This window comes from Bradyrhizobium sp. CCGUVB4N, assembly GCF_024199945.1.
GTDB lineage: Bacteria > Pseudomonadota > Alphaproteobacteria > Rhizobiales > Xanthobacteraceae > Bradyrhizobium.
Genome location: NZ_JANADP010000001.1, coordinates 7639656 through 7664013 on the forward strand (window position 1 = coordinate 7639656; position 24358 = coordinate 7664013).

Annotated in this window: 21 protein-coding genes; 4 read left to right on the forward strand and 17 right to left on the reverse strand. The window is 64.5% G+C overall.

The annotated features are described in order from the left end of the window. Positions 1 to 4 precede the first annotated feature (4 nt). The gene (locus NLM31_RS35540) at positions 5 to 970 is read left to right on the forward strand and encodes a glyoxylate/hydroxypyruvate reductase A (RefSeq protein ID WP_254195253.1); all 966 of its coding nucleotides are present in this window, start codon (positions 5 to 7) and stop codon (positions 968 to 970) included. A gap of 154 nt (positions 971 to 1124) precedes the next feature. Here the strand turns inward: NLM31_RS35540 and NLM31_RS35545 are convergent, their stop codons facing one another. From NLM31_RS35545 to NLM31_RS35560, 4 genes are read right to left on the reverse strand one after another with little or no spacing between them, the layout of a single operon-like run. Then, positions 1125 to 1538 (reverse strand): Rieske (2Fe-2S) protein, encoded by a 414-nt coding sequence (locus NLM31_RS35545; RefSeq protein ID WP_212298258.1) that lies wholly within the window; start codon positions 1536 to 1538, stop codon positions 1125 to 1127. After that, entirely contained in the window at positions 1535 to 2635 is a 1101-nt protein-coding gene (locus tag NLM31_RS35550) for an amidohydrolase family protein (protein WP_254133912.1), read from the reverse strand. The genes NLM31_RS35545 and NLM31_RS35550 overlap by 4 nt, the downstream gene beginning before the upstream one ends. Next, positions 2632 to 3735, reverse strand: a complete 1104-nt coding sequence (locus tag NLM31_RS35555) for an amidohydrolase family protein (protein ID WP_254133913.1) — start codon at positions 3733 to 3735, stop codon at positions 2632 to 2634. Before NLM31_RS35555 ends, NLM31_RS35550 begins: the two co-directional genes overlap by 4 nt. A 32-nt stretch (positions 3736 to 3767) precedes the next feature. Further along, positions 3768 to 5147: an MFS transporter gene (locus NLM31_RS35560; protein ID WP_254133914.1), complete on the reverse strand. Its 1380-nt coding sequence runs from the start codon at positions 5145 to 5147 to the stop codon at positions 3768 to 3770. Between the two features lie 122 nt (positions 5148 to 5269). On the opposite strand from NLM31_RS35560, the gene NLM31_RS35565 reads away from it, so the two are divergent. Then, positions 5270 to 6187, forward strand: a complete 918-nt coding sequence (locus NLM31_RS35565; RefSeq protein WP_254133915.1) for a LysR family transcriptional regulator — start codon at positions 5270 to 5272, stop codon at positions 6185 to 6187. A 105-nt stretch (positions 6188 to 6292) separates the two neighbouring features. On the opposite strand, the gene NLM31_RS35570 is transcribed toward NLM31_RS35565, so the two are convergent. Beyond that, positions 6293 to 6961 carry a TetR/AcrR family transcriptional regulator gene (locus NLM31_RS35570; RefSeq protein WP_254133916.1) on the reverse strand — a complete coding sequence of 223 codons (669 nt, stop codon included), beginning with the start codon at positions 6959 to 6961 and terminating at the stop codon, positions 6293 to 6295. Between the two features lie 107 nt (positions 6962 to 7068). Here NLM31_RS35570 and NLM31_RS35575 point away from each other — a divergent pair, with 107 nt between their 5' ends. Continuing rightward, entirely contained in the window at positions 7069 to 7713 is a 645-nt protein-coding gene (locus tag NLM31_RS35575; protein ID WP_254133917.1) for a glutathione binding-like protein, read from the forward strand. Between the two features lie 74 nt (positions 7714 to 7787). Here NLM31_RS35575 and NLM31_RS35580 read toward each other — a convergent pair whose 3' ends face one another. The 10 genes from NLM31_RS35580 to NLM31_RS35625 form a co-directional block, all read right to left on the reverse strand. Then, a complete protein-coding gene (locus NLM31_RS35580) occupies positions 7788 to 8555 on the reverse strand; it encodes an ABC transporter substrate-binding protein (protein ID WP_254133918.1) in 768 nt (255 codons plus the stop codon). A gap of 36 nt (positions 8556 to 8591) precedes the next feature. Continuing rightward, the gene (locus NLM31_RS35585; protein WP_254195254.1) at positions 8592 to 8876 is read right to left on the reverse strand and encodes a cytochrome c; all 285 of its coding nucleotides are present in this window, start codon (positions 8874 to 8876) and stop codon (positions 8592 to 8594) included. 178 nt (positions 8877 to 9054) lie between these two features. After that, positions 9055 to 10770: a PQQ-binding-like beta-propeller repeat protein gene (locus NLM31_RS35590; protein WP_254133920.1), complete on the reverse strand. Its 1716-nt coding sequence runs from the start codon at positions 10768 to 10770 to the stop codon at positions 9055 to 9057. A gap of 411 nt (positions 10771 to 11181) precedes the next feature. Further along, on the reverse strand, positions 11182 to 12837 hold the full coding sequence (locus tag NLM31_RS35595; protein ID WP_254195255.1) for a hydantoinase B/oxoprolinase family protein: 1656 nt from the start codon (positions 12835 to 12837) through the stop codon (positions 11182 to 11184). A 2-nt stretch (positions 12838 to 12839) separates the two neighbouring features. Continuing rightward, positions 12840 to 14924 (reverse strand): hydantoinase/oxoprolinase family protein, encoded by a 2085-nt coding sequence (locus NLM31_RS35600; RefSeq protein WP_254195256.1) that lies wholly within the window; start codon positions 14922 to 14924, stop codon positions 12840 to 12842. A 141-nt stretch (positions 14925 to 15065) separates the two neighbouring features. Then, positions 15066 to 15872: an NAD-dependent protein deacetylase gene (locus NLM31_RS35605; RefSeq protein WP_254133923.1), complete on the reverse strand. Its 807-nt coding sequence runs from the start codon at positions 15870 to 15872 to the stop codon at positions 15066 to 15068. A gap of 37 nt (positions 15873 to 15909) precedes the next feature. Beyond that, the gene (locus NLM31_RS35610) at positions 15910 to 17040 is read right to left on the reverse strand and encodes a helix-turn-helix transcriptional regulator (RefSeq protein ID WP_254195257.1); all 1131 of its coding nucleotides are present in this window, start codon (positions 17038 to 17040) and stop codon (positions 15910 to 15912) included. A 212-nt stretch (positions 17041 to 17252) separates the two neighbouring features. Further along, positions 17253 to 17873 carry a hypothetical protein gene (locus NLM31_RS35615; protein WP_254195258.1) on the reverse strand — a complete coding sequence of 207 codons (621 nt, stop codon included), beginning with the start codon at positions 17871 to 17873 and terminating at the stop codon, positions 17253 to 17255. A 146-nt stretch (positions 17874 to 18019) separates the two neighbouring features. Continuing rightward, positions 18020 to 18856, reverse strand: coding sequence for an SDR family oxidoreductase (locus tag NLM31_RS35620; RefSeq protein WP_254195259.1), 837 nt, complete (start codon positions 18854 to 18856; stop codon positions 18020 to 18022). A 72-nt stretch (positions 18857 to 18928) separates the two neighbouring features. Beyond that, entirely contained in the window at positions 18929 to 20248 is a 1320-nt protein-coding gene (locus tag NLM31_RS35625; protein ID WP_254195260.1) for a solute carrier family 23 protein, read from the reverse strand. A 124-nt stretch (positions 20249 to 20372) separates the two neighbouring features. Here NLM31_RS35625 and NLM31_RS35630 point away from each other — a divergent pair, with 124 nt between their 5' ends. Beyond that, positions 20373 to 21701 (forward strand): dicarboxylate/amino acid:cation symporter, encoded by a 1329-nt coding sequence (locus NLM31_RS35630; RefSeq protein ID WP_254195261.1) that lies wholly within the window; start codon positions 20373 to 20375, stop codon positions 21699 to 21701. Positions 21702 to 21881: 180 nt separating this feature from the next. Here NLM31_RS35630 and NLM31_RS35635 read toward each other — a convergent pair whose 3' ends face one another. Together NLM31_RS35635 and NLM31_RS35640 are read right to left on the reverse strand one after the other, a co-directional pair. After that, complete coding sequence (locus NLM31_RS35635; protein WP_254195262.1) at positions 21882 to 22622, reverse strand: SDR family oxidoreductase; 741 nt, start codon at positions 22620 to 22622, stop codon at positions 21882 to 21884. A 116-nt stretch (positions 22623 to 22738) separates the two neighbouring features. Then, positions 22739 to 24328, reverse strand: a complete 1590-nt coding sequence (locus NLM31_RS35640) for an ABC-F family ATP-binding cassette domain-containing protein (protein WP_254195263.1) — start codon at positions 24326 to 24328, stop codon at positions 22739 to 22741. Positions 24329 to 24358: the final 30 nt, after the last annotated feature.

A 24358-nucleotide genomic window follows, 5' to 3' on the forward strand; every position in this document is an offset into this window, starting at 1 on the left:
TCGAATGACCAAAGGCACACTGGCCGTCCTGATCAACAGCACGCAGCAGAACTGGCTGCCGGAGCGCTGGAAGGCCCGGTTCGACGCGGTCTGCGGCGGCCGCCGCGTGGTGCTGCTGCCGGATGCCGGGCTCGATCCGGCCGAGGTGCACTATGCCGCGGTGTGGAAGCCGGTACCGGGTGACCTCGGCTCGTTTCCGAATCTGCGAGCCATCTTCAACCTCGGCGCCGGCGTCGATGCGCTGATGGCCGACAAGAGCCTGCCCGGCGTGCCGCTGGTGCGCGTCGCCGTGCCCGACCTCACCAACCGCATGACCGAATATGTCGTGCTGCACGTGCTGATGCACCACCGCCAGGAGCTTTACTTGCGCGACTCACAACGCGCAAAACGCTGGGAGCCGAAATATCAGTGGCCGGCGAGTGCGGTCACGGTCGGCGTCATGGGCCTGGGCACGCTCGGCGCCGACGCGGCCGACGTGCTGCGGCGGCTCGGCTTCCGCGTCGCCGGCTGGAGCCGCAGCCCGCGCACGATCGACGGCGTCGAATGTTTCCACGGCACGGCTGGAATGGACGCGTTCCTGCGCAAGACCGACATCCTGGTGTCGCTGCTGCCGCTGACGCCGGATACGCACGGTATCCTCAACCGCGACGTCTTCACCAAGCTCAACCGCAACAGCCCGTTCGGTGCGCCCGTGCTGATCAATGCCGGCCGTGGCGGCCTGCAGAACGAAGCCGACATCCTGGCCTGCCTCGACGACGGCACGCTGGGCGCCGCCTCGCTCGACGTCTTCGTCCAGGAGCCGCAGCCGAAGGACAGCCGGTTCTGGACCCACCCCAAGGTGGTGCTGACCCCGCACAACGCGGCCGACACGGACGCGGACGCGATCTCGGCCTACGTCGCCGAACAGATCGCAAGGTTCGAGGCGGGTGACGCGCTGGAGAACGTGGTGGATCGCGGGCGGGGGTATTAGGGCTCGATCCGCCTGGAAGAGGCAGCTTCGCGTCTCACACGCATTGCCGTCCCCGCGAACGCGGGGACCCATACCGCGGAATCCATCGATCACGGCCGGTCGCAGTACCGAACGACGAGTCTTCGCCTAACCTCACTCGACGCGCTCCGGCTTCCTAGAAATCGACGACGACATAAGCGTCCTCGACCGTGACGGGATATCGCTCCGCCACATAGGGTCCCATCACGAGGTCGGAACCGGCTTCTAGCTTCACCTCGAAGCTGCGCACCTTGGTCCGGCGCGGATCGCACCAGGATTGGCCGGTCGCCATGTCGAATTCCCAACCGTGCCAGGGACAGCGCAAGAACTCACCCCGGCGTTCCAGGCGATAGTCGCCCGGGCCGGACGACTGGCTGAGGCCGGTGACCACGCCAGAGCAGATCGCGGCCCCACCGTGCGGACAGCGGTTGAGCAGCGCATGCAGGCGCCCCTCGACATTGAACACACCAATCTCGCGCCCGTCGACGACGACGACCTTGCGCGCACCGGGCGGCAGCTCGGCTGCCGGGCAGACCACATGGCGGCTCATGCGAGGCGATACAATGCCAGGGCATTGTCCCTGAAGATCATGCGGCGCTGCTGCTCGGTCATGGGGAATTTGAAAGCAAAGGACGGATTGTCGTAGTCCCAGTGCGGATAGTCCGACGAGTAAAGCAGGCGATCCCATCCGATCCAGTCGATGATCTCGGTGATGTGGCGAGCCTGCGCCGGCTCCTCGATCGGCTGCGTCGTCCACCAGATGTGCTCGCGCAGATATTCCGAGGGACGCCGCTTGAGATGCGCGACCTCCTTGCGGAACTTGTCGAAATGCTTGTCCATGCGCCACGCCAGCGCCGGAGCCCAGCCGAAGCCGCCCTCGACCAACACGACCTTCAGCTTCGGGAAGCGCTCGAACACGCCCTCGATGATCAGGCTGCTGGCGAGGGCTTCCATGCAGGCCACGAAGACATAGTGCTCCTGCAAATAGAAGGTCGGCCAGCCGGAGCCCGTGGAAGGATGACCGCCATTGTAGCCGACCGGATGCAGCCCGATCGGCAGGCCGGCACGCTCTGCAGCCTCATAGATCGGCCAATAGCGCCGATGACCCAGCGGATCCGATGGCCGCGACGACAGCATGATCTGCACATAGCGGCGATCGCCGGCGCAACGTTCGATCTCGGCCACAGCCGCTTCGGGAAACTCCTGCGGCACGACGATGCCGGCGCGAAGCCGCGGCTCCTCGCGTACCCAGCGATCGATCTGCCAGTCGTTGGTGGCGCGCGAAAGCGCTGCCGCAAGACCGGGATTTCGCTCCTCCATGCCCCCCTTGCTGAGCGCCATCAGCAGGCCGAATTCGACATTGACGGGATCGAGATGCTGCCTGCGCAGAAGATCGAGATCCGACCCCGCCGGACCGCCCTTCTCGGGGAGCGAATCGGCACGCATGCCCGCGGCCATCATGCGCGGATACATCAGCCCGCTCTGCAGCGCCTGCCGCACATGGACGCCATGGGTCTCATAGTGCTCGCGCCAGCGCGGTTCGAGATAGGGCAAGAGCTCGCCGGGCGTGCGGTGAGCCGGGTGGATGTCGCAATCGACGACCGCGAGCGTCTGCCGGGCCTTTTGTTCGACGAAGGGTGCGTTCATCTCACGTCCTCCTTCGCTCGCCCGGCGGCGACGGCCGCGCCCTGCGCCAGGCGGGGATAGGTTGCGAGCGCATTGTCGATGAGAATCTTCTGCAGCGAGTCCGGCGGCAGCCCGTCGGGCAGCACATCGTCGCCGTCAAACTGCCAGTGCGGATAGTCGGTGGCGAACAGCAGCACCGCGTCAGACCCGATGCGATCGAGCGTCTGCGCGACCGCTGTCGCATCGGGTGCATCGAACGGCTGGATCGAGAAGCGCAAATGCTCGTGGATGATCGTGGACGGCCAGCGGTCCACCCAGGGCACTTCCGGCCGCGCACCGCGCCAGGTCTTGTCGGTGCGCCACACGGTCATCGGCAACCAGCTCACGCCGGACTCGAGCATCACGACCTTGAGGCGCGGAAAGCGACGGAACACACCCTCTGCGACCAGGCTTATGGTCTGGTTGGCGAAAGCCTGTGCCTGCGCGACGTAGTCCTCGAGCTGATAGGACGGCCAGCCCACGATCGTCGGCGCGTACCGATAGGTGCTGCCCGCATGGACGGCGATGACAAACCCGTGCCGTTCCGCCGCCTCATAGAGCGGGAAGAACTCGCGTCGGCCGAGCAGCTTTTCGCCCATCACCGGCAGTACCACTTGCACAAAGCGCCGGTCGGGCGCGAGGCGCTCGATCTCGGCAACGGCCTGCGCCGGATCTTGCGGCGACACCAGAATGGACCCGCGCAGCCTCGGCTCGCGATCCAGCCATTCCGCCCGCAGCCAGTCGTTCACGGCACGGCAGATCGCTGCCGCCATGTCGTCGTTGTAGAGCGTGATCGCGCCGTGCATTACGTTGGCGATGCCGAACTGGAGATCGAAAGCATCGAGGACATGGGCACGCAGCCTATCGAGATCGCTCGACCCGGCCTGTGTGGCGCGCCAATCGGCACGCGCGGTGATCGGTGCATTCGGCGGATAGCTCATCATCGCGAACGACATCCGGTCGATCGCACGGTTGGTGATCTGGTCACGCCAGTAGTCGTCGAGATACGGCAGGAGCTGCGCCATGCTCGGCATCGGCGGATGCAGGTCGCAATCGATCGCGCCTGCGAAGGGCATTTTCATGTTTCGGACTCCATCGTTTCGCGCCAACGCGTCTAGGCTGCGGCCGTCTGATCGATCTTGGGTGCGGCTGCCGCATGCTTGCGCTGCGCGATTCCCAGCACCAAGACGCAAGCCGCCACCACCAGCGGCGGCAGAGCGGCCAGCAGGAACAGGTTCGAGAAGGGCAGATGCTGCGCGAGCAGTATCCCGGCGACCAGCGGTCCGCTGATCGAGCCGATCTTGGCGACCGACAGCGCCCAGCCGACGGCCGTGGTGCGGTTGGCGCTGGAATAGAACTGTCCGACCGAGCTGTTCAGGCCCTGGTGACCGCCCACCACGAAGAAGCCGACGCACACCATCGTCGCCAGGTAGGTGCTGTCACCAAGACCGAGCCAGCCGAGCGAAGCGACCAGCGGTGACGCAATCAGCGGCACGATCGCTATGGCAATGACGCCGAAACGATCGAGCACTCGCCCGATGGTGAGACCGCCGACGGCACCTCCGAGGCTGAACACGGTCAAGCCCATGGCCGCCTGCGCGGGCGTATGCCCCGACGCTTCCGCCAGGATCGGCGTCCAGCTGTTGAGGAAGAACATCGTGATCGAGCTCGCGATATAAGCCACCCACAGGAATGGGGTGATGACCGCAAGCCGTCCGTCGAACAGCGTCGGAAGTTGTGACATCAGCCCGGTGCCGGCGCCAGATCCGGATGTCTCGTCACGCAGGACGAAGCGGGTCGTCGCCTTCGCTTGGAGCGAGGGCTCGATCCGGTTCAGGATGCGCGCGATTTCCGCGGGTTCGCGATTGCGTACCACGAGGAACTTGATCGACTCCGGAAGCGCGAAGTAGCACAGCGCAGCGCCCAGCAGGGGCAGCACACCGCCGATCCAGAACACGATGGTCCAGCCGAAGTGCGGCACGAGACCGGCAGCGATGAAGCCGCCGATGCTGCTGCCCGCGACATAGCCGACCATGATGATCGCGACCGCCGTGCCGCGATACCGGCTAGGCGCATATTCGAGGTTGAGCGCGTAGCACAACGGCGACAAGCCACCGATGCCGATGCCTGCGAGGAAGCGAAGCACGATCAGGCTGGTGATGTCGTTGGCCCACACCGTCGCCAGTGTGAAGCTGCCGAACACCAGCATGGAGGCGACGATCGACAGACGACGGCCGATGCGGTCGCCGAGCGATCCGAACACGAGGCCGCCGACGAGGATGCCGAAAATGCCTGCACTGAAGACGATCCCGAGCGAGGCCCGGTCGATGCCCCAGTCCCGGATGATCGACGGCGCGGCAAAGGCCATTGCCTGAAGATCATAACCGTCCAGGAACATCATCGTGGTGGACAGGATCAGAACCGTCAGGACCAGGCCGTTGCGGCGCTGACGTTCGATGACATCGGTGACATCGATGATGTCAGATGCACTCATGCTCATCCTCCCGTAGCCGTTCGTTCTTTAGTGACGGCTTGTGGTAGCCGGGAAGCCTATTTCCTTCGGGAATGGAGGAGAATATGCTATTTTGCGCGATCATCTTTTCCAGGTTGGATTAAATGGCCGATAGCCTGCTGAATATGAAGGCATTTCTGGCGACGGCACGGGCCGGAAGCTTCTCAGAGGCGGGCCGGCAGCTTGGGGTGGCACCATCGGTCATCACCAAGCGCGTCGGACAACTGGAATGGTCGCTGAAGACGACGCTGTTGCGGCGGAGCACGCGGCGTCTTGCGCTGACCGAGGTCGGCGAGCGCTACCTCGACAGCGTCCGCCAGATCGTGCGCGAATACGACGAGATGGCGAAGGGGATCATGCGATCCCCGAACGAGCTCGAAGGCCAGTTGCGCATCAAGGCGCCGGCGTCGCCGATGATCATCGACCTCGCGCAATTGCTGTCGTCGTTTCAGATCAAGTACCCGCGCGTGACGCTCGACGCGGTGTTGGTGGACCGCACGGTGAACCCGGTCGAGGAAGGCTTTGACATCGTGCTCACCATGATGCCGTCATCCTTCGATGGCGTGCTCGAGGAGCCCCTGCACGTCTTCGAACGCGTGCTGTGTGCGGCGCCCTCTTATCTGGCGCGGCGCGGCCATCCCCGGCACGCCCGTGATCTCGTCAATCACGATTGCATCGTGTTTTCGCCGATCGGGCCGGCATGGACCTTCGAAGGGCGCAACGGCGTGACGACGGTGACGGTTCGGCCGCACCTCGTGACCAACAACGGCGCGCTCGTCATCGACAGCCTCTGCGCCGGCAGCGGAATAGCCATTGCTTCGCGCACCGCCGTGGCCGATCGGCTCAAGTCCGGCGCGCTGGTCGAGATGCTCCCGCAACTCCAGGTCCCCGATCTCTGGGTTAAGGCGCTTGTTCCCGCCACGCGCTCCAACCTCGCTCGCGTGCAGACACTGCTGGGCTCCCTGCGCGACGCCTTCCGCGAGGCCGCGACATCGGCGCCGGCACTCGGCCGGGAGGCATGACGCCAGAGAAGATTTTTTGGGCGAAACTCTAATCCTCAGTCGTCGCCGAACGTCTCCTGGGATTACGCGTCCCGCGCTGGCGCTTGGCACACCCAAGGAGACGGCTCAGGGTTTCGGGCCCGCTCCCACCATCACGTCAATCGCTCCCTTCACGATTCCCTCCAGCTCCTTGCGCGAAACGCGCGCGCGGGAGCGGATGGCGATGGTGTGGATGGTGGCGGACGCGAGTTGCGCCAGTGCGGCGGGATCGGCACTCGCCGGGAGTTCGCCCTTCTCCCTGGCGCGGCGGAAGCAATTCGCGAAAGCCTTGTCGAGCTCCGACAGCCCCTCCAGCACCATGGCGCGAATCTCCGGGTCGCCCACCGCTTCGGACGCCGCCGTCACCACGGTGAAACAGCCGCGCGGGCCGGTCTCGCCGGAGAGATAGATATTCAGCGCGGCAGCGTAGATGCGCTCCAGCCGCTGGCGCACCGGCATCTCCTCGCGAAAGATCTCGACCATCGATGCGCGCGCGTCCTCGCGATAGCGCTGGTAGCTCTTGATGTAGAGCTCGCGCTTGTCGCCGAATGCGCCGTAGAGGCTCGGGCGATTCATGCCGGTGGCTTCACTGAGATCATCGAGCGAGGTCGCGGCAAAGCCCTGCTTGCGAAACAGGTCGAGCGCCTTGCCGAGCGCGACGTCCGGCTCGTAGGCGCGCGGCCGTCCGCGGCGCTTGGGTTCACCGCGACGCCCGGGCTCAGTGGCAGCAGCTGGCGGCTTTGATTTTTGTACCATCTCGCAAATTAATCCTTGACCTTCGACATAATATGCAAGACAGTACAAAAATCAATCTGGCCAGGTTGAGCGACACTCACAAAGAGAATTGCCCAAGGAGGCTACAGATGGATCTCTATTTCTCGCCGCTCGCCTGCTCCATGGCGACGCGCGTCGCGCTCTATGAGGCCGGCGCCGAGGCGAATTATCTCGAAGTCGATCCGCCGACCAAGAAAGTGCTCAACGACGGCTCCGACTTTCGCGCCGTCAATCCGATCGGCCTGGTGCCGACGCTGCGCACCGACGAGGGCGTGGTGCTGACCGAGAACGCGGCGATCCTGCAATATGTCGCCGACCGTTTTCCGCAATCGGGCCTCGGCGCCGCGGCAGGCATCGATCGCACGCGGCTGCATCAATGGCTCTGCTTCATCGGCACCGAGCTGCACAAAGGCCTGTTCGTGCCTGTGCTCGACCGCAAGGCGTCGCAGGACGTGAAAGCCTACGTGCTGGAGAAGAACCTGTCGCGGCTCGACTATCTCGACAACTACCTGAAGGGGCGCGAGTTCCTGCTCGAGCATTTCAGCGTCGCTGATGCCTATCTCGTCACGGTCATCAACTGGACCATGGCGACGCCGCCGATCGAGCTCGCCAAATGGCCGAACGTGAAGGCCTATTACGAGCGCCTGCGGCAGCGGCCGTCGATCGCGAAAGCGATCGCGGAGGAGTTCGAGCTGTACAAGGCCGAACAGGCTCGAAAGAAGGCGGCGGCGTAACGCCGACGCTTATCGGTTCGCATGACGACGTCGTCCCGGTTGGGCCTGGACGACGTCGCTGTTCGAGCAATCAGCTATTTCGGGGCTTGCAGCACGATCCCATAGCGGCCGTAGATCCGATCGATCGTACCGTCGTTCCGAAGCCGTTCCAGCGCCCGGTCGATGGCTTCGCGCAACGCGTCATCCGGGCGGAGCATGCCGACAGCGACGTTCCAATTGAGATCGGCCTCGCCTTCGTCGCGATCCAGGATCCGGAGCGCCTTGTCCGGATGCGTCAGATTGAAATAGCTCGCTGCGGTTGGCGTGACTGCGGCGGCGTCGATCTCATGATTCGACACGGCATCGAGGCTGTCGGTCTCGAATCCGAATGTCGATGTCGGGACTCGCCGCTGACCGATGATCATGGCTGCAACGGATCCGACCTGCACGCCCACTTTGGTCGACCCGTTGAGGCTCTTGAACGAGGTCAGCGCGCTGGATGAGGGCACCGCGAGCGCGACGCCCGTGCGATAATATGGTTTCGATATCCTCAATCGGGTTTCGCCCTGCGCTTCGCGGTCGGCGATGACGTCGAGCAAGATGTCACAGCCCGCACTGCGCATCTGGTACTGAGTGATGATCCAGTCGGGCCTGAGCGAAACGCCAAGCTCGCGCGCGAACGCGTTGCCCAGCTCGATCTGAAATCCCGGAGGGTCACCAGCCTTGTTGGCGAAGGGCAACGAGTTGGGGTGGGCGCATAGTCCGAGCACACCGGAGTCGCGGATCGCCTCGAGGGAGCGGGCCTGCGCCACACCGTTGAGTCCCAGCAGTGCGACGACCACGAAGGGGAGACAGGTCTTCATGAGATGTCCAGTGTGGATCCGTACTTTCTTGCCGACTTAGCCTTCGCTCGGCTTCAGGGCACGAATATATTTGATGATCTCGTCGATCTGCGCATCGTTGAACACGGCGCCGAAGGCAGGCATGGCGCCTTCCTTGCCGTTCTTGATGCGAATGCGCAGGAAGTCGTCGTCTCGCTTGGTGTCCATGAGCTGCGGCCCCTTCCCGGCCGCACGACCGCCGGCGGAGTGACACCAGCCACAGGTCGTCGCGAACAACTGTCCGACATCGAGCTGCTCGCTGTCCGGCGCGGGCGACGCAGGCTGCTGCGCGCGGGACGGCAAGGCTGAAATCGTGAGGAGCACGGCAAGTGTCGGCGCCGACAATGTCGCAAGGGTCCAAGCCAATCGCATACCGGCCAAACCTACCTCTCGGAAATCCAATTCGCGCCGCGGCTCGGCGGCCCCGCTTCGACGGGGGAGGGAGTAGCGTCATGCTGCTCCCTCCCAGCGCCACGAGGGCTTATTTCAGACTGTAGACGATGAGCGCGCCGTCGTCGCGCGGCATGCTCTTGTAGACGCCGCCGAACGTCGGCGCGTAATCATCGGAGGCCATGCCGCCGAAGCCGGCAACGACCGCGATGTACTGCTTGCCATTGACGGCATAGCTGATGATGCCGCCCTGATGGCCGGTGCCGTCGCCGTGGCTCCAGAGCTCGGCACCGGAATCGGCATCATAGGCGTGAACCGTGCCTCGCGAGTCCGGCACGAACACCAGATTGCCTCCGGTCGACATGACGCTTCCGAGCGGTGGCTCAGGGAAACGCACTTCCCACTTCTTGACGCCGGTGATGGGGTCGCGCGCGTCGAGATGGCCATAGATCTCACCGCTGGGCGGTGGCGCGATCTTGAAGTCGGCGCCAATGTTGAGCTGAGCCTGAGGAGCAACGATCGGAGTCGTCTTCTGAACTTCGAGCGTCATGCACCATTCCTGGCCGAGCTTGTAATAAAGCCCGGTCTTCGGGTTGTACGACCCGGCGTTCCAGCTCACCCCACCGGAAATGTGCGGGCACAACGGCTCGGATACCTTGCCGGCCGAGAAATCGCGACGACCGATCAGCTCACCCGTCTTGGGATCGATGTCCTTGACGAAATTGCTGTTCTGCGTGATCCGCCAGACGTTCTTGACGCCGAGGTTGCGGTCATAGACGAAGATGTATCCGCTCTTGTTCGGATGGACGACGTACTTCTGACCGTCGCGATCGAGCATCACGAACTCGCCGACCGCGCTGTCGAAGTCCCAGGCGTCGTGAGGCAGTTCCTGGTGATAGGATTTCAGCTTGCCGGTATCGACATCGAGCGCGATCACCGAGGTGGTATAGAGATTATCTCCCGGACGCGCGCCCTGCGTCTTGTAATCGGCTCCCGACCAGTCGTAGAGCGGCGCCGGGTTGGCGGTGCCCCACAGGATGGTGTTGTTCTCGGCATCGAAGGTGCCCGGCATCCAGCCGCCGCCGCCGCCAGTGCGCCAGGAGTCATTGCCCCAGGTCTTCGTGGCTTCGTCGGTGCCGGCAACCGTCAGGAATTCCCATTTCTTCTTGCCGGTGGTGGCATCAACACCGAAGATCGGGCCCCGGCCCGGCCATTCGCCGCCCTGTGCGCCGATCACCACCGTACCCTTGGCGTAAAGCGGTGCTCCGGTGAAACCAACGGTCAGTTTCTGGGAATCAATCAGCTTGGTGTCCCACATCACCTTTCCGCTCTTCATGTCGAGCGCGATGAGATGGCCATCCATTGTCCCCACATAGACCTTTCCCTCGCCGAGGGCGGCGCCGCGATTGTAGGGCGAATGAGTCTGCCGCGCGACCAGGGCTTCATCCAGCTCCGGGAAGTAGGACCAGATCACCTCGCCGGTAGCGCCGTTCAGCGCAAAGGTGCGGCTATAGGAGCCGGTGTAGTAGAGCACGCCATCGGCCGCGAGCGGCATCGATTGCAGCCCCCGGGTCGAACGTCCGGGGATGTGGATCCAGGCCACGCCCAGATTGCCCACATTGCTGGTGTTGATCTGTGAGAGAGGGCTGTAGTGATACGACTTGTACGAACCGTGATAGGTGAGCCAATCGTTCTGACCGGCGGACTCGATCCGGGCAGTATCCACGGCTTGAGCCCACGCTGCCGACGCCGCAAGTGTCGCTGCAACGAGAACAGGTAAGCCCGAGTTAAGCCACTGCTTCCTCATGTGCACTTCCTCCCGCTTTATGTTTGATCATTGCGTCTTGTAGGCGCCGCTGCGAGGGATGTTGGCAGGTCAAGATACGTCGATCGCTCTCCGTCGGGCATGATATGCCAACGGATGTCCCCCTCTTTCGGCGCATATCGCCAATGGAGCTATGTTCACTGGAGTGGTTGCGATTGTACTTCTGTTCGCGGGCACAGCGTACGCCGGATCGCGGGGAGTGCAACGACGGAATGCGCGCACGGCGCGGATTTGACGCGCGGACGCGAAATTAAAACGGCAGCCGCGCTGACCGTTTCGTCTCGATCGACAAATCCCGGACCGAAATGTCTTGGTGGTCGTCTTGGCGGAAGTGTCTTGGCGGTCGTGCACGACCGCCAAGATCGGGCGATGCAAGGCCAGATCGTCAGCGCTTCACCCGCGCCCGTAGATCGCCATGGCCTTGTCCGAAGACACCAATCCGCTCTCGACATCGTCCTGCACCGCCGCGCGATCGCGCTCGCCCGGTGCGCCGATGCCGGCGCCGCCCGGCGTCATCACCACCAGCCGGTCATCCGGTGGAATGGTCTGAAAGCCCTTGCCGCGCATCTTCTGGCCGGACTTCAGGCCGACATAGCCGGCCTCGCCATTCTGGCCGCCGTCACGGCCGCGCGGCGGATGCTCGATGCGATCGAAGGCCGCGAGGATGTCGAAGGGTGCGTCGATGCCGGTGCCGACCTCGATGATCTGGCCGAGGCCGCCGCGGGTGCGCCCTGCTCCGCCGGAATCCGGACGCAGTTCCTTGCGCCAGAAGATCAGCGGCGTCTGCGTCTCGGCGATCTCGACCGGCGTACCGCGCACGCCGCTGGGATAGGCGGTTGCCGACAAGCCATCCTTGCCGAAGCGCGCACCGGTGCCGCCGTTGGAGGTCACCGCCATCGAGAACCCGTAATTGCCGCCGACGCCCGAGCGGGTCTGGCCGCGCACGTTGAGATTCCACAGGCACGAGGTGCCTTCCGCAGGCACGCGCTCGGGAATGATCTGGCGCAGGCAGCCGAACACGACGTCGGGCAGCATCTGTCCGATAATGTGGCGCGAGGCGACCGGTGCCGGCTTCGGCGCGTTCAGGATCGCACCCAGAGGTGCCGACACCGTCAGCGGCGAGAGCGAGCCGGCATTGTTCGGGATCTGCGAGGCAACGACGCAGCCGAGGCCGAACACGGTATAGGCCGTGGTGTAGGACAGCGGCACGTTGATGCCGAACTTCGAGGCCGCCGAAGTGCCGTCGAAATCGACGTGGATGCCTTCGTCCGAAATCGTCAGCGTCGCCGCCAGCGTTACCGGCGCATCGTAGCCGTCGACCACCATGGTGTTGCGCCACATTCCCTTCGGCAATTTCGCGATCTCGGCGAGCACGGCCTCGCGCGAGCGATCGCAGATGTAGTCGCCGAGTTCGTCGAGCGTGTCGATATCGAACTCGGTCATCATCTCGACCAGGCGCTCGCAGCCGACGTCGTTGCAGCCGGCGAGCGAATAGGTGTCGCCCTCGGTGTCGATCGGCAGCCGCGTGTTGGTGCGGATCATCGCCATCAGCGTCTCGTTGACGACGCCCTGGTCAATCAGCTTCAGCATGGGAATGTAGAGCCCCTCCATGAACACGTCGGTGGCGTCGGGGCCGAAGCCGATGCCGCCGATGTCCATGAGATGGCTGGTGCAGGAGAACAGCGCGACGATCTTGCCGTCCTTGAAGCAGGGTGTGGTGACGACGAAGTCGTTGAGATGGCCGGTGCCCATCCAGGGATCGTTGGTGATGTAGGCATCACCTTGCTTCATCGTCTCCAGCGGAAAATGATTGATGAAGTGCTTGACCGATTCCGCCATCGAATTGACGTGACCGGGCGTGCCGGTCACGGCCTGTGCCAGCATCCGCCCCCTGAGGTCGAACACGCCGGCCGAGAGGTCGCCGCATTCGCGCACGATCGGGCTGAACGCGGTGCGGAGCAGCACCTGCCCCTGCTCCTCGACCACGGCGATCAGCCGGTGCCACATGATCTGGAGGTCGATCAGGCTCGCGCCTTTGGTCTTGCTCATGATCAGGCCGCCTTCCGTTCCATGACGATGCTGCCGGCACCGTCGATATGCGCGTCGAAACTGTTCGAGACGAAGGTGGAGGTTTCGTCCTCGGCGATCACCGCAGGCCCCGCAATCGTCGCGCCCGGCGCCATGTCCTCGCGGCGATAGAGCGGGATCTCGATCACCTCGCCTGCCCGGCCGTCGAAGAATTTGCGGCTGCCGGAGGCCTTGGCCGCGGGCTTACGCGTGACGGCGGCGACAACAGGGGGATTACGTGCCTCCGTCGTCGCAAGCACCGACCAGCTCAGCACCTCGATCGCGGCGCCCGGGATCGGACGTTCGAACATCGCCGAATAATCCGCCTCGAACTTTTGCCGCAGGCCGGCGAGATCGGCCGACGTCAGCGGCCGGTTCGGCAGCTCGACGGTGATCTCGTGGCCCTGGCCGACATAGCGCATGAACGCGGCGCGGCGCTCGCGCACCGGCGCGCCGGCAGCGCCGGGCTCGACCAGCGCACGCGCTTCGGTCACCATTTCCTGCAGGAGTTCGGAAACTGCAGCCGTATCGAAATCGTCGAGCCGCACGTGGCGGCTGCGTACCAGCTCATAGGCGATCGGCGCGGCAAGGAAGCCAACCGCCGAACCGACGCCGGCGTTCGACGGCACGATCACGCGGGACACGCCGATCTTCTCGGCGACACGCGCAGCATGCAGCGGCGCGGCACCGCCAAAGGCGATCAGCGTGTGCTGGCCAACGATCTCGCCACGCTCGACCGCATGCACGCGCGCCGCACTCGCCATATTCTCGCAGACGACCTCGTGCACAGCATAGGCCGCGGTTTCCGCCGACAGACCCAGCGCCTCGCCGACATCGCGCAGCAGCGCCTGCTTCGAAAGCTCTGGATCCAGCTTGATCGTGCCGGCCGCAAAGGTGTCGGGGTCGATCATGCCGAGCGCGACGTCGGCATCGGTCACGGCCGGACGCTGGCCGCCGCGGCCGTAGCAGGCCGGTCCCGGTTCGGAGGACGCGCTCTCGGGGCCGACGGTCACACGCTTCATCGCATCGACATGGGCGATCGAGCCGCCGCCGGCGCCGATCTCGACCATCTCGATCACGGGAATGCGCACCGGCAGGCCGGAGCCCTTGAGGAAGCGCGCGGCACGATCGACCTCGAACACGCGCGAGGTCTCGGGCTGGTATTTCTCGATCAGGCAAATCTTTGCCGTGGTGCCGCCCATGTCGAAGGAGAGCACCTTGCTCTCGCCGAGACGCGCCGCGATCTGCGCCGCGAAGATGGCGCCGCCGGCGGGACCGGATTCGACCAGACGCACCGGAAAACGCCGCGCCGTCGCGATCGAGGTGACGCCGCCGCCTGACGTGACGAGATAGATGGCGCCACGGAACTGCTCGACCTGCAAGGCGTCGGCCATGCGGGCGAGATAGCCGTCGATCAGCGGCTGCACATAGGCGTTGGCCACCGCCGTGGACGTGCGCTCATATTCGCGGATTTCCGGACACACGGCCGACGATACCGTCACGGAGATGCCGGGCATCTCCTCGCCCAAAATCGCGGCAGTACGTCGCTCGTGCTCGGGATTGGCGTAGGAATGCAGGAACGCGATCGCGACGCTCTCGACCCTCAGCTCACGCAATCTTGGCGCGAGCGCACGCACGGCCGCTTCGTCCAGCGGGAGGCGAACCGCGCCATGTGCGTCAATGCGCTCGGGCACGGTGAAGCGCAGGCTGCGCGGCGCCAGCGGCTTCGGCTTGTCGATGCTGAGGTCATACTGGTCGTAACGGCTCTCGGTGCCGATATCGAGCACGTCGCGAAAACCCTCGGTCGCGATCAGCGCCGTCTTGGCGCCGCGCCGCTCGATGATGGCGTTGGTCGCCAGCGTCGTGCCGTGGATGAACACGTCGATGTCGCTGATATGCGCGCGCGCATCGGTGAGGATGAGACGCATGCCGTCCAGCACCGCCTGTTCGGGCCGTTGCGGCGTCGTCAGCACCTTGCGGGTTTTGCGCACTTCGCCCACGTCCAGCACGATGTCGGTGAACGTGCCACCGATATCAACGGCAAGCCGCACTTCGGCTCCTTCAAGCATTCCAAAATTCTCCGGCTGATCGTCAAGACTGAGGGCAAAAACACAGCAATTTCCGTGCCATCGGGCACACTCGGAACGCTGCACCAGGCCATTTTGCTTGGCACCTATGCAATAGGCAAGACGTGTTCGCGCCGCATCAGATCAGAGCAGGAATGCAAGCGCCGCCTCGCAGCGCTCCTCGACCTTGAGCGTCAGAAGATCGTCGGCGCGGGTGCGTCCGAGATTGATCGCGGCGATCGGAATCTGGCGATCTGCGGCAGCCTTCACGAAGCGGAAGCCGGAATAGACCATCAGTGACGACCCGACGATCAGCATCGCGTCGGCCTGCGCCAGATGATCCTGCGCGGTCGCCACCACATCGCGCGGGACGTTTTCTCCGAAGAACACGACGTCGGGCTTGAGAATGCCGCCGCAGGCTTCGCACGCGGGCACGTTGAACGAGGAGAAATCCGCATGCTCCAGATCGGCGTCGCCATCAGGCGCGTCCGCCGCATCGAGTGTCAGCCACTCCGCATTGGCGCGGCCGAGCGCATCCTGGAATTCGTTGCGCGGCGTCTTAGCCCCGCAGCCCATGCAGCGGACCAGATCGAGCCGTCCGTGCAAATCGATCACCTGCCGGTGGCCGGCGGATTGATGCAGCCGGTCGACATTCTGGGTCAGCAGCATCTCGCACCGCCCGCTCGCCTCGAGCCGGGCGAGCGCATGATGCGCATCGTTCGGGCGGGCCTGGCCGAATCGCCGCCAGCCGATCAGGCTACGCGCCCAGTAGCGCTGGCGCGTGAGCTCTTCGGACATGAAGGCCTGGAAGTTGACCGGCTGGGTCCGCTTCCAGTTGCCGTGGCTGTCGCGATAGTCGGGAATGCCCGAATTGGTGCTGCAGCCCGCGCCGGTCAGCACGAACAGTTTTTCGTGCCGGCCGACGAATTCCTTGAGCGGGGGGTTTGTCATGGCGCAGATGTAGTCTGCGCCGGCCGGTTTTGCCAGATCACGGCCGCTCGGGCGGCTCGAATCCGGCGATCAGCTTCACGAGCTCGCTCTGTCGCGCGGTGCCGGTCTTGCGGAAGACATTGTGGAGATGCGTCTTGACCGTCGCCTGCGTCAGCCCGAGGGCCACGGCGAGGGCCTTCACGCCGCTCACCTTCATGACGGCATCGAGAACGCGGATCTCGCTGGCGGTGAGCTTGTAGAGCTTTGCCAGCGCCTCCAGCGGCGGCGGACTTGCGGGCGAGGTCTTGCGGACGAACACGGCGGCGACGGCGGAATGCAGCGCGCCGGTGCGCTGTCGGTCGCCGGAGGTGAGCGGCAGCACGCTGGCGAACCAGCGGCCTTGCGAGGTCGCGAGCGGGATCGGGCCGGCGCTGTCGGCCGGCACATTGCCGTTCTCGGCGGCGACAAGCGCGTCGCGCAACGCGCGCTGCGCCTCGGGAGCGGCAGCGAACAGCATTCCGTTTCGTTCGGTGACCAGCGCGGCCTCGTCCAGCACCATGCGTCCGGGCGCGTTGGTGAAGACGAGGCGTCCGTTGGGACCGACCAGAAAGACGGCGGCCGTGACGCTGTCGAGGGTCTGGGTCAACACCGCCTGAGCCGCCTTGTTCTGATCGAACAGCCGCCCGATCGAGACCGCGCGCTGGAAATGCGGCACGATCAGCGCGAACCGGTGGCGAGCGCCGGGGCTGACGAGGCCGTCCTTCTCATGCAAACGCACGCTGACGATCGATGAATTGGTTGCCCCCTTCTCCAGATTCGCCCCGAGCGCGTCGATCATGCCCTGCGGCTTCATCCACTCTTCATAGAAGCGCGTCTCCGCCATCTCCTCGAAGGGAACGAAGTCGGTGGATGCATAGACGAGACCGGCCTCGCAGAACGTGGCCGCTGGGAAGCAGGGATTCAATGGAAGATATTTCTCGAGATAGAGCTTGGTGAAGTCCGGCGCTTCGTTGAAGAGGTGCAGCACGGCGGTTTGCTCGGTGGCTGCGTCATGCCAGAACAAGGCGCCGGACGAACCGCCGACGAACAGGCAGGCTTGCTCCAGCGCACGCGGCCACAGGCTCGGATCGAGTGCGGCGTCGTAGACGAGGCCGATCACCTCTGAAAGCAAAGCGGCTTCAGACGTCACGGCCGGCTCTCAAGCATTTCGAACAAGGCATTTGGCATTTGCGCCTTCAGTCACACACTATCACGATGTCGACAGCGACGGCAGAACTTCAACCGTACGAATGATGCAGGGCTCCATGTCCGAAGCGGCGACGTGACATTGCCGATGGCTTACGCTGTGAGCGTTTTGCTGTTTCGTTGAGCAACCTGTCACGGGGTCGGGACCGTCGTTGATCATTTCGAGGGAGCGCTCGGCTTGGTTGGCGCAGCCTGCTTTTGCGACACCACGGCCTTGGCCGCCGGCGGTTCCGGCGCAGCAGGCGCGACCGGCGCGGACTGCCCGACTGACAACGACACGCCGAACACACGCCATTGCCCGTCGACCGGCGCGAACAGCAGTTCAAAATTCACCTGCGACGGCACCGATGGAAAAAACCCGGCCATGTGCAACAGCCCGTTTGGCTCGATCTGCGGCAGCAGCGACAATTGCGGATCGATGACGGCGACACCGGAGAGATCGAGCTTGTCGCCGCGGTGCTTGGCAAAAATCTCCGCGAGCCTTGCCGCGGTGTTGACCTGGAAGCCCGGCGCGCCGAGATCGCGCAGCACCGTGTAGTTGCCGGTCTTGTTGGCCTGATCGACCGCAAGCAGCGTCGAGCGGATCAGCATCAACACGCCGTTGCGGTCGATATTGGCGGGCTTGGCTGCCGGTTGCTGCTGCGGGGGCGCAGCCTGGTGCGGCTGTGGCGGCGTCTGCTGCGCAGACGTCGTCACCGCATCGACCACGACAAGCCCAAGAACTAAAAGCCCAAGAACCAGAAGCCCCAGGCCTGCGCCCAACCATCGCAGTTTCATTGCAAGCAGACCTCCGAGCCGCCGGGACTGTGGGCCAGGAGACAGGATCGGACATCAACCGTTCGGTTGAGTTCGCCTGTAGGTGTCGCGCCGAGGCTGCGGTTCTTTCCGACTGTTGCTGGATTGCATCGGAAGACTTCCCGGGGTCAGCTCGCCCAATTGTCGCGAAACTCCGGAAACAACGTCAGCCCCCCGCAGGCATAGATGGTCTGCCCGGTGATGTAGCTGGCATCATCCGAGGCAAGGAAGGCGAAGACGGCGGCGATCTCTTCCGGCGCGCCGACGCGCCCGAGCGGGATATGGTTCGCGACGTTGGCGCGCTTGTCGGCATCGCCGGTCCAGGCCGCATTGATCGGCGTGTCGATCGCGCCAGGACCGACCGCATTGACGCGGATGCCGCGGCCGGCAAATTCCAGCGCCAATGTGCGGGTCAGATTGGCCATGCCGCCCTTGCTGATCGAATAAGCGAGATAGCCGGGCTTCGGGATGATCTGATGCACGCTGGAGCAATTGATGATGCAGCCAGCCCCGCCGCGCGCAACGAAATGCGCGAGCGCCTTCTGCGCGCAGAGCACGGCGCCATTGAGGTTGACGTCGATGATGCGGCGATAGGTTTCGATGTCGAGCGCCTCGCTCGGCGATTCCCGCTGGAAGCCGGCATTGTTGACGAGACAATCGAGACGCTTCCAACGTGCCAGGATCGTCTCGAACATCGCAGCCACCTCATGGTCGTTGCTGACGTCGGCCTTGACGATGACATGATCGAGCTTGCCGTGACCGCGATCGCCCGATCCGGTCCTTGCGAGCGCAAGCGTCTCCTCCGCCTTCTCGGGGTGATCGACATAATTGATGGCAACAGTCGCCCCTTCCTGGGCGAGCCTGACAGCGACGGCGCGGCCGATGCCCTGGGACGCGCCGGTCACCAGCGCATATCGGCCGACAAGGCGTGAGGGAAAGGTAGCTGAGAGGTCGGTCTGTGGCATGAGCTTTCTCCGGGATGCATCATCATGGATGGAACCGGCATTTTGTTCCATCCGTCAACGCATCGCTGGGATTCATTCCGCACGGCGCGCGATCGGCGAAGTCAGGATCTGGTACAGAATAATGGCGCCGAAGGTGGCGGTGCCGATCCCGCCGAGGGTGAACGCACCGAATTTCAGCGTGAGATCGCCGGCGCCTGCGGTCAGCGCCACGGCGACGGTGATCAGGTTCGCCGGGTTGGCGAAATCGACCTTGTTCTCGACCCAGATCCGGCCCGCCATCGCCGCGATCAATCCGAACAGCACGATCGAAAGGCCGCCGATGACGGGACCCGGGATCGACAGGATCAGCGCGCCGAATTTCGGCGAGAAGCCGAGCAGTAGCGACCCGGTTGCGGCGAAGGCAAACAGCAAGGTCGAATAGACCTTCGTCGCCGCCATGACGCCGATGTTCTCGGCATAGGTGGTGACGCCGGTGCCGCCGCCGCAGCCGGCCACGATCGTCGCGAGGCTGTCGGCGAACAAGGCGCGGCCGAGATAGCCATCGAGGCTACGGCCCGTCATGGCGCCGACCGCCTTGATGTGACCGAGGTTCTCGGCGACCAGAATGACCGCGACCGGCGCGATCAGAAAGATCGCATCGGCATGGAAGGTCGGCGTCGTGAAGTTCGGCAGGCCGAACCACGGCGCCGCCGAGAGCTGCGTGAAGTCGATCGGCTTGCCGAAGCCCAGGCCGTTCGCGAACAGCAGGTACAACAGATATCCACCGATGGCGCCGAGGATGATCGGCAGCCGGCGCCAAAGCCCCGGGGCGGCCACGGCGAGCACACCGATGATCAGAACCGTGGCGAGCCCGATCCAGGTCTCGAACGCATTGGCGCTCACCGCCTTGACCGCCACGGGCGCGAGGTTGAGGCCGATCGCGGCAACCACGGCGCCGGTGACGGCCGGCGGCATCAAACGCTCGACCCAACCGATCCCCGACCACATCACGATCAGCGCGATCACGCCGTACAGCACACCGGCCGCGACGATGCCGCCGAGCGCAACCGACAGGTTCGGGTTCGGCCCATGCCCGGCATAGCCGGTGGCGGCGAGGACGACGGCAATGAACGCGAAGCTCGAGCCGAGATAGCTCGGCACGCGTCCCGCAACGATGACGAAGAAGATCAGCGTGCCGACGCCGGAGAACAGGACCGCAACATTGGGATCAAACCCCATCAGCAGCGGCGCGATGATCGTCGACCCCGACATTGCAACGCAATGCTGGAGACCGGAGACGATGGTCTGGCCCCACGGCAGCCGCTCCTCCGGCATGATCACGCCCGAGGTCTTCAGCTTCCAACGCGGAAAATAGCTGTTCGCGTGCTCGTCCGAGCCCGTTGCGTTCGACATGTTCCCCCCATTGCGGTGCAGCGATTGATCTTCGTGCGATCCGACAAAAATGTGATTGTTGCTTATGCGGCGAACATCACATGATGTAAATCATGCAAGATCAAAGCGTTCCGGGGCAAGCCATATGACACAAGTCGCGATCCAGCCAGCCGTCCATCGCCGGCACCAGCCCTGGTACAAGATCCTCTATGTCCAGGTGCTGATCGCGATCGTGCTCGGGGTGCTGATCGGTTATTTCTATCCGGACCTCGGCAAGGAGTTGAAGCCGCTCGGTGACGCCTTCATCGCGCTGATCAAGATGATGATCGCGCCGGTGATCTTCTGCACCGTGGTGCACGGCATCTCCTCGATGGGCGACCTCAAGCGCGTCGGCCGGGTCGGATTGAAGTCGCTGATCTATTTCGAGACGGTCTCGACCGTCGCGCTCGCCATCGGCCTCCTGGTCGGCGAGATTCTCCAGCCCGGGCGCGGCTTCAACATCGATCCTTCCACGATCGATCCGAAATCGGTGGCGACCTATGTGACCAAGGCGCACGAAGACGGCATCGTTGCCCATCTGATGGCGATCATCCCGGACAGCTATGTGGGCGCCATCGCGCGCGGCGACCTGTTGCAGGTGCTGCTGGTCTCCATCCTCTCCGGCTTCGCCATCGCCTTCCTCGGCAAGACCGGCGAGCCGATCGCGGAGGCGATCGACAAGGCCGCAAAGATGTTCTTCGGCATCATCCGCATCATCGTGCGCGTGGCGCCGATCGGCGCGTTCGGCGCGATGGCGTTCACCGTCGGCGCCTACGGCCTCGGCTCGCTGCTCAACCTCGCCGCCCTGATCGGCACGTTCTATCTCACCAGCATCCTGTTCGTGCTGATCGTGCTGGGCTCGATCGCGAGGCTCGCCGGCTTCTCGATCCTGCGCTTCATCGCCTACATCAAGGACGAATTGCTGATCGTGCTCGGCACTTCGTCATCCGAGACGGTGCTGCCGCAGATGATCCAGAAGATGGAGCATCTCGGCGCCTCCCGCTCGGTGGTCGGCCTTGTGATTCCGACCGGTTACAGCTTCAACCTCGACGGCACCAACATCTACATGACGCTGGCGACACTGTTCCTGGCACAGGCCACCAACACGCATCTGACGATCTGGCAGGAGCTCGGCATTCTGGGCATCGCGATGATCACCTCGAAGGGCGCATCGGGCGTGACCGGCGCCGGCTTCATCACGCTCGCCGCGACGCTCTCGATCGTGCCTGATATCCCGATCCAGTCGATCGCGATCCTGGTCGGTATCGACAAGTTCATGAGCGAGTGCCGCGCGCTGACCAATTTGATCGGCAACGGCGTCGCCTGCGTCGTCATCAGCATCTCGGAGGGAGAGCTCGACCGCGAGGCGCTGCACGAGACCATGGCGCATCCGCTGGAGATGGGCGAAGCGCTGGAGCCTGGCGGCAGTGCGTAACGCACCGCTCGACACCAGGTGAGTCGGTTCCGTCGCGGTAGTTTCCCGGAGTGGTCAATTGGTGCAGCACGCGTCACAACAAGGCGTTGGGATCACCGATTGATACTCATTCATTCCACCCGACGCGCTGGGGGCAGGGCGTCGGGTTTTTGAAGAATTGCGGCAGGATGCGGGGCGGGATCAGATGATCCCGCCATTGGCGCGCAGCACCTGTCCGTTGATCCAGCCACCATCGGGGCCGGCGAGAAACGAGACCGCGGCCGCGACATCCGTGGGCTGGCCCAGCCGCTCCAACGGCGCGAGCTTGGCGAGATGATCGATCACCGCCGGGGTCTTGCCATCCAGAAACAGCTTCGTTGCAGTCGGACCGGGCGCCACGGCATTCACGGTGATGTTGCGGCCACGCAACTCCTTGGCCAGCACATGGGTCAGAGCCTCGACGGCCGCCTTGGTCGCCGCATAGATGCCGTAGGTCGGAGACAGGAGACCGGCCTGGCTCGACGACAGATTGACGATGCGCCCGCCATTGCGCAGCCGGCGTGCTGCCTCGCGCAGCGTGTTGAAGGTGCCTTTCAGATTGATCGCGATCTGGCTGTCGAAGACGGCATCGTCGGCATCCGCAACCGCCGCCAGCCGCATGACACCGGCATTGTTGACCAGCACATCGACGCCACCGAACGCGCTCTCCGCCGCGTCGAACATCCGCGTTACGGCGGCTGCGTCGCTGACGTCGGCCTGCGCGGTGATGGCCCGGCCGCCGGCTTGCGCGATCCTGGCGGCCAGCGCCTCCGCTTCGGCCGCGCTGCCGGCATAGTTAATGACAACGGCAAAGCCGTCGCCGGCGAGCCGTTCGGCAATCGCAGCTCCAATGCCGCGCGAGCCCCCGGTGACAATGGCGACCTGTTTGCTTCCGTTGGACATTTGCCTTCTCCGTGGTTCCCGGCCGCTGCTTGCGGCTGACACGGGAGGATTTGCCCCTTTTCCGGCGAAAGATAATCAGCCGGCCGCCGGTATCATTGTTCTGCCATGCCGAACAATCACGCCGAGGCGGCGAAATCGAGCCGCCGCGTGATCCCGATCGCCTGCAGGAACGCCTCGTCATGGCTGACGACGAGCAGCGCGCCGTCATAGGCCCTCAAGCCGGCTTCGACGGCTTCGATGGACTCGATGTCCAGATGATTGGTCGGCTCGTCCAGGATCAGCAGTGACGGTGGCGCCGATCCGCCCAGCACGCAGGCGAGGGCCGCCCGAAACAGCTGCCCGCCGCTCAGGCTGCCGGCGATCTGCAAGGCCGCATCGGCGCGAAACATGAAGCGCGCCAGCGCGGCATGGCACTCGTTCGCGCCCGCCCTTGGATTGAGGCGCGCGAAATTGTCCAGGATCGAGACCGCGGGATCGAGCAGGCTGACCTTCTGGTCGAACAGCGCAAAATCCGGCCTGACCCGCACGGTGCCCGAGCTGGAGGGCAGCTCACCGGCGATGAGTTTCAGCAGCGTCGTCTTGCCGGAGCCGTTCGGCCCGGTGATCGCGACCCGCTCCGGCCCAACGATGGTGAGCGATAGATCGCGCAGGATCGGTCGCTCCGGCTGATAGCCCGCGCTGACGCGATCGAGCCAAACCACCTCCCTCCCCGCCGGCAGCTGCGTCGAGGGTAGCTTGACGGACAGCGGCTGGAGGATCTCGATGCGTCGGCGTGCGGTATCGACCGCATCAAGCGCTTCCGCGCGCCGCCTCTCCGTGATCTGCGCAGTCTTGCCGCCGCTGTCCTCGCTGCGATCCCGACGCGCACCGGCGAGAATACGCGGCATGTCGCCCTTGGCGCGCTTCGCCTTTCCGCCACTGTCCTTGCGTGCCTTGCGCTCGACCGCCTCCTGCGCCTTGCCGTCGATCTCGGACAGATGCTTCTCGGCATGGGCGAGGTCGTGCCTGACGGCGGCGAGCTCGACAGCCTTCTGTGCGCGATAGCTGCTCCAATTGCCGCCGTATCTCGTAGCGCCGAGCGAGGTCAGTTCCACGATGGCGTCCATCGTCTCCAGCAGCGCGCGGTCGTGGCTGACGACGATCGCGCCGCCGCGCCAGGCGGCCAGCAGATCGATCACGGCACGGCGCCCGTCCCGATCGAGATTGTTGGTGGGCTCGTCCAGCAACAGGAAGTCCGGCTCGGTGAAGAGCAGCGCGGCGAGACGAACGCGCGTGACCTGCCCGCCCGACAAGCGGTCCAATTCCGTGTCGGCGGCGATATCGAAGCCAACGCGGGCAAGGGCGGATGCAAGCCGTGTTTCCAGGGTCCAGTCGACATCGGCGACATCCTCGGCCGAGGCTTCGCCGCGCTCGGCACGGCGAAGCAGGTCCAGGGCAGCGCGCGCGCCGAAGAGGTCGACAACCGTCGCGCCGGCACGGAGCTGGGCGTCCTGGCGCAGCAGCCCGACGGTAGCGTTGGCGATCACACGCCCCGACTGCGGAAGGTGCTCGCCCGTGATTGCGGCGAAAAGCGTTGTCTTGCCGACGCCATTGCGGCCGACAAGACCGGCGCGCTCGGCGCCGAAGGTCAGATCGATGTTGGAAAGGAGCGAGCGGCCGTCAGGCGTGGACAGTGACAGGCGCGACAGGATGATTGAAGCAGGCATGGAATTCCCCGTGAGCAATGCGGATCGGCG

Coding starts and splice junctions, on each gene's coding strand:
- NLM31_RS35540 (WP_254195253.1), top strand. CDS start 5: ATGACCAAAGGCACACTGGCCGTCCTGATCAACAGCACGCAGCAGAAC.
- NLM31_RS35545 (WP_212298258.1), bottom strand. CDS start 1,538: ATGAGCCGCCATGTGGTCTGCCCGGCAGCCGAGCTGCCGCCCGGTGCG.
- NLM31_RS35550 (WP_254133912.1), bottom strand. CDS start 2,635: ATGAACGCACCCTTCGTCGAACAAAAGGCCCGGCAGACGCTCGCGGTC.
- NLM31_RS35555 (WP_254133913.1), bottom strand. CDS start 3,735: ATGAAAATGCCCTTCGCAGGCGCGATCGATTGCGACCTGCATCCGCCG.
- NLM31_RS35560 (WP_254133914.1), bottom strand. CDS start 5,147: ATGAGTGCATCTGACATCATCGATGTCACCGATGTCATCGAACGTCAG.
- NLM31_RS35565 (WP_254133915.1), top strand. CDS start 5,270: ATGGCCGATAGCCTGCTGAATATGAAGGCATTTCTGGCGACGGCACGG.
- NLM31_RS35570 (WP_254133916.1), bottom strand. CDS start 6,961: ATGGTACAAAAATCAAAGCCGCCAGCTGCTGCCACTGAGCCCGGGCGT.
- NLM31_RS35575 (WP_254133917.1), top strand. CDS start 7,069: ATGGATCTCTATTTCTCGCCGCTCGCCTGCTCCATGGCGACGCGCGTC.
- NLM31_RS35580 (WP_254133918.1), bottom strand. CDS start 8,555: ATGAAGACCTGTCTCCCCTTCGTGGTCGTCGCACTGCTGGGACTCAAC.
- NLM31_RS35590 (WP_254133920.1), bottom strand. CDS start 10,770: ATGAGGAAGCAGTGGCTTAACTCGGGCTTACCTGTTCTCGTTGCAGCG.
- NLM31_RS35595 (WP_254195255.1), bottom strand. CDS start 12,837: ATGAGCAAGACCAAAGGCGCGAGCCTGATCGACCTCCAGATCATGTGG.
- NLM31_RS35600 (WP_254195256.1), bottom strand. CDS start 14,924: ATGCTTGAAGGAGCCGAAGTGCGGCTTGCCGTTGATATCGGTGGCACG.
- NLM31_RS35605 (WP_254133923.1), bottom strand. CDS start 15,872: ATGACAAACCCCCCGCTCAAGGAATTCGTCGGCCGGCACGAAAAACTG.
- NLM31_RS35615 (WP_254195258.1), bottom strand. CDS start 17,873: ATGAAACTGCGATGGTTGGGCGCAGGCCTGGGGCTTCTGGTTCTTGGG.
- NLM31_RS35620 (WP_254195259.1), bottom strand. CDS start 18,856: ATGCCACAGACCGACCTCTCAGCTACCTTTCCCTCACGCCTTGTCGGC.
- NLM31_RS35625 (WP_254195260.1), bottom strand. CDS start 20,248: ATGTCGAACGCAACGGGCTCGGACGAGCACGCGAACAGCTATTTTCCG.
- NLM31_RS35630 (WP_254195261.1), top strand. CDS start 20,373: ATGACACAAGTCGCGATCCAGCCAGCCGTCCATCGCCGGCACCAGCCC.
- NLM31_RS35635 (WP_254195262.1), bottom strand. CDS start 22,622: ATGTCCAACGGAAGCAAACAGGTCGCCATTGTCACCGGGGGCTCGCGC.
- NLM31_RS35640 (WP_254195263.1), bottom strand. CDS start 24,328: ATGCCTGCTTCAATCATCCTGTCGCGCCTGTCACTGTCCACGCCTGAC.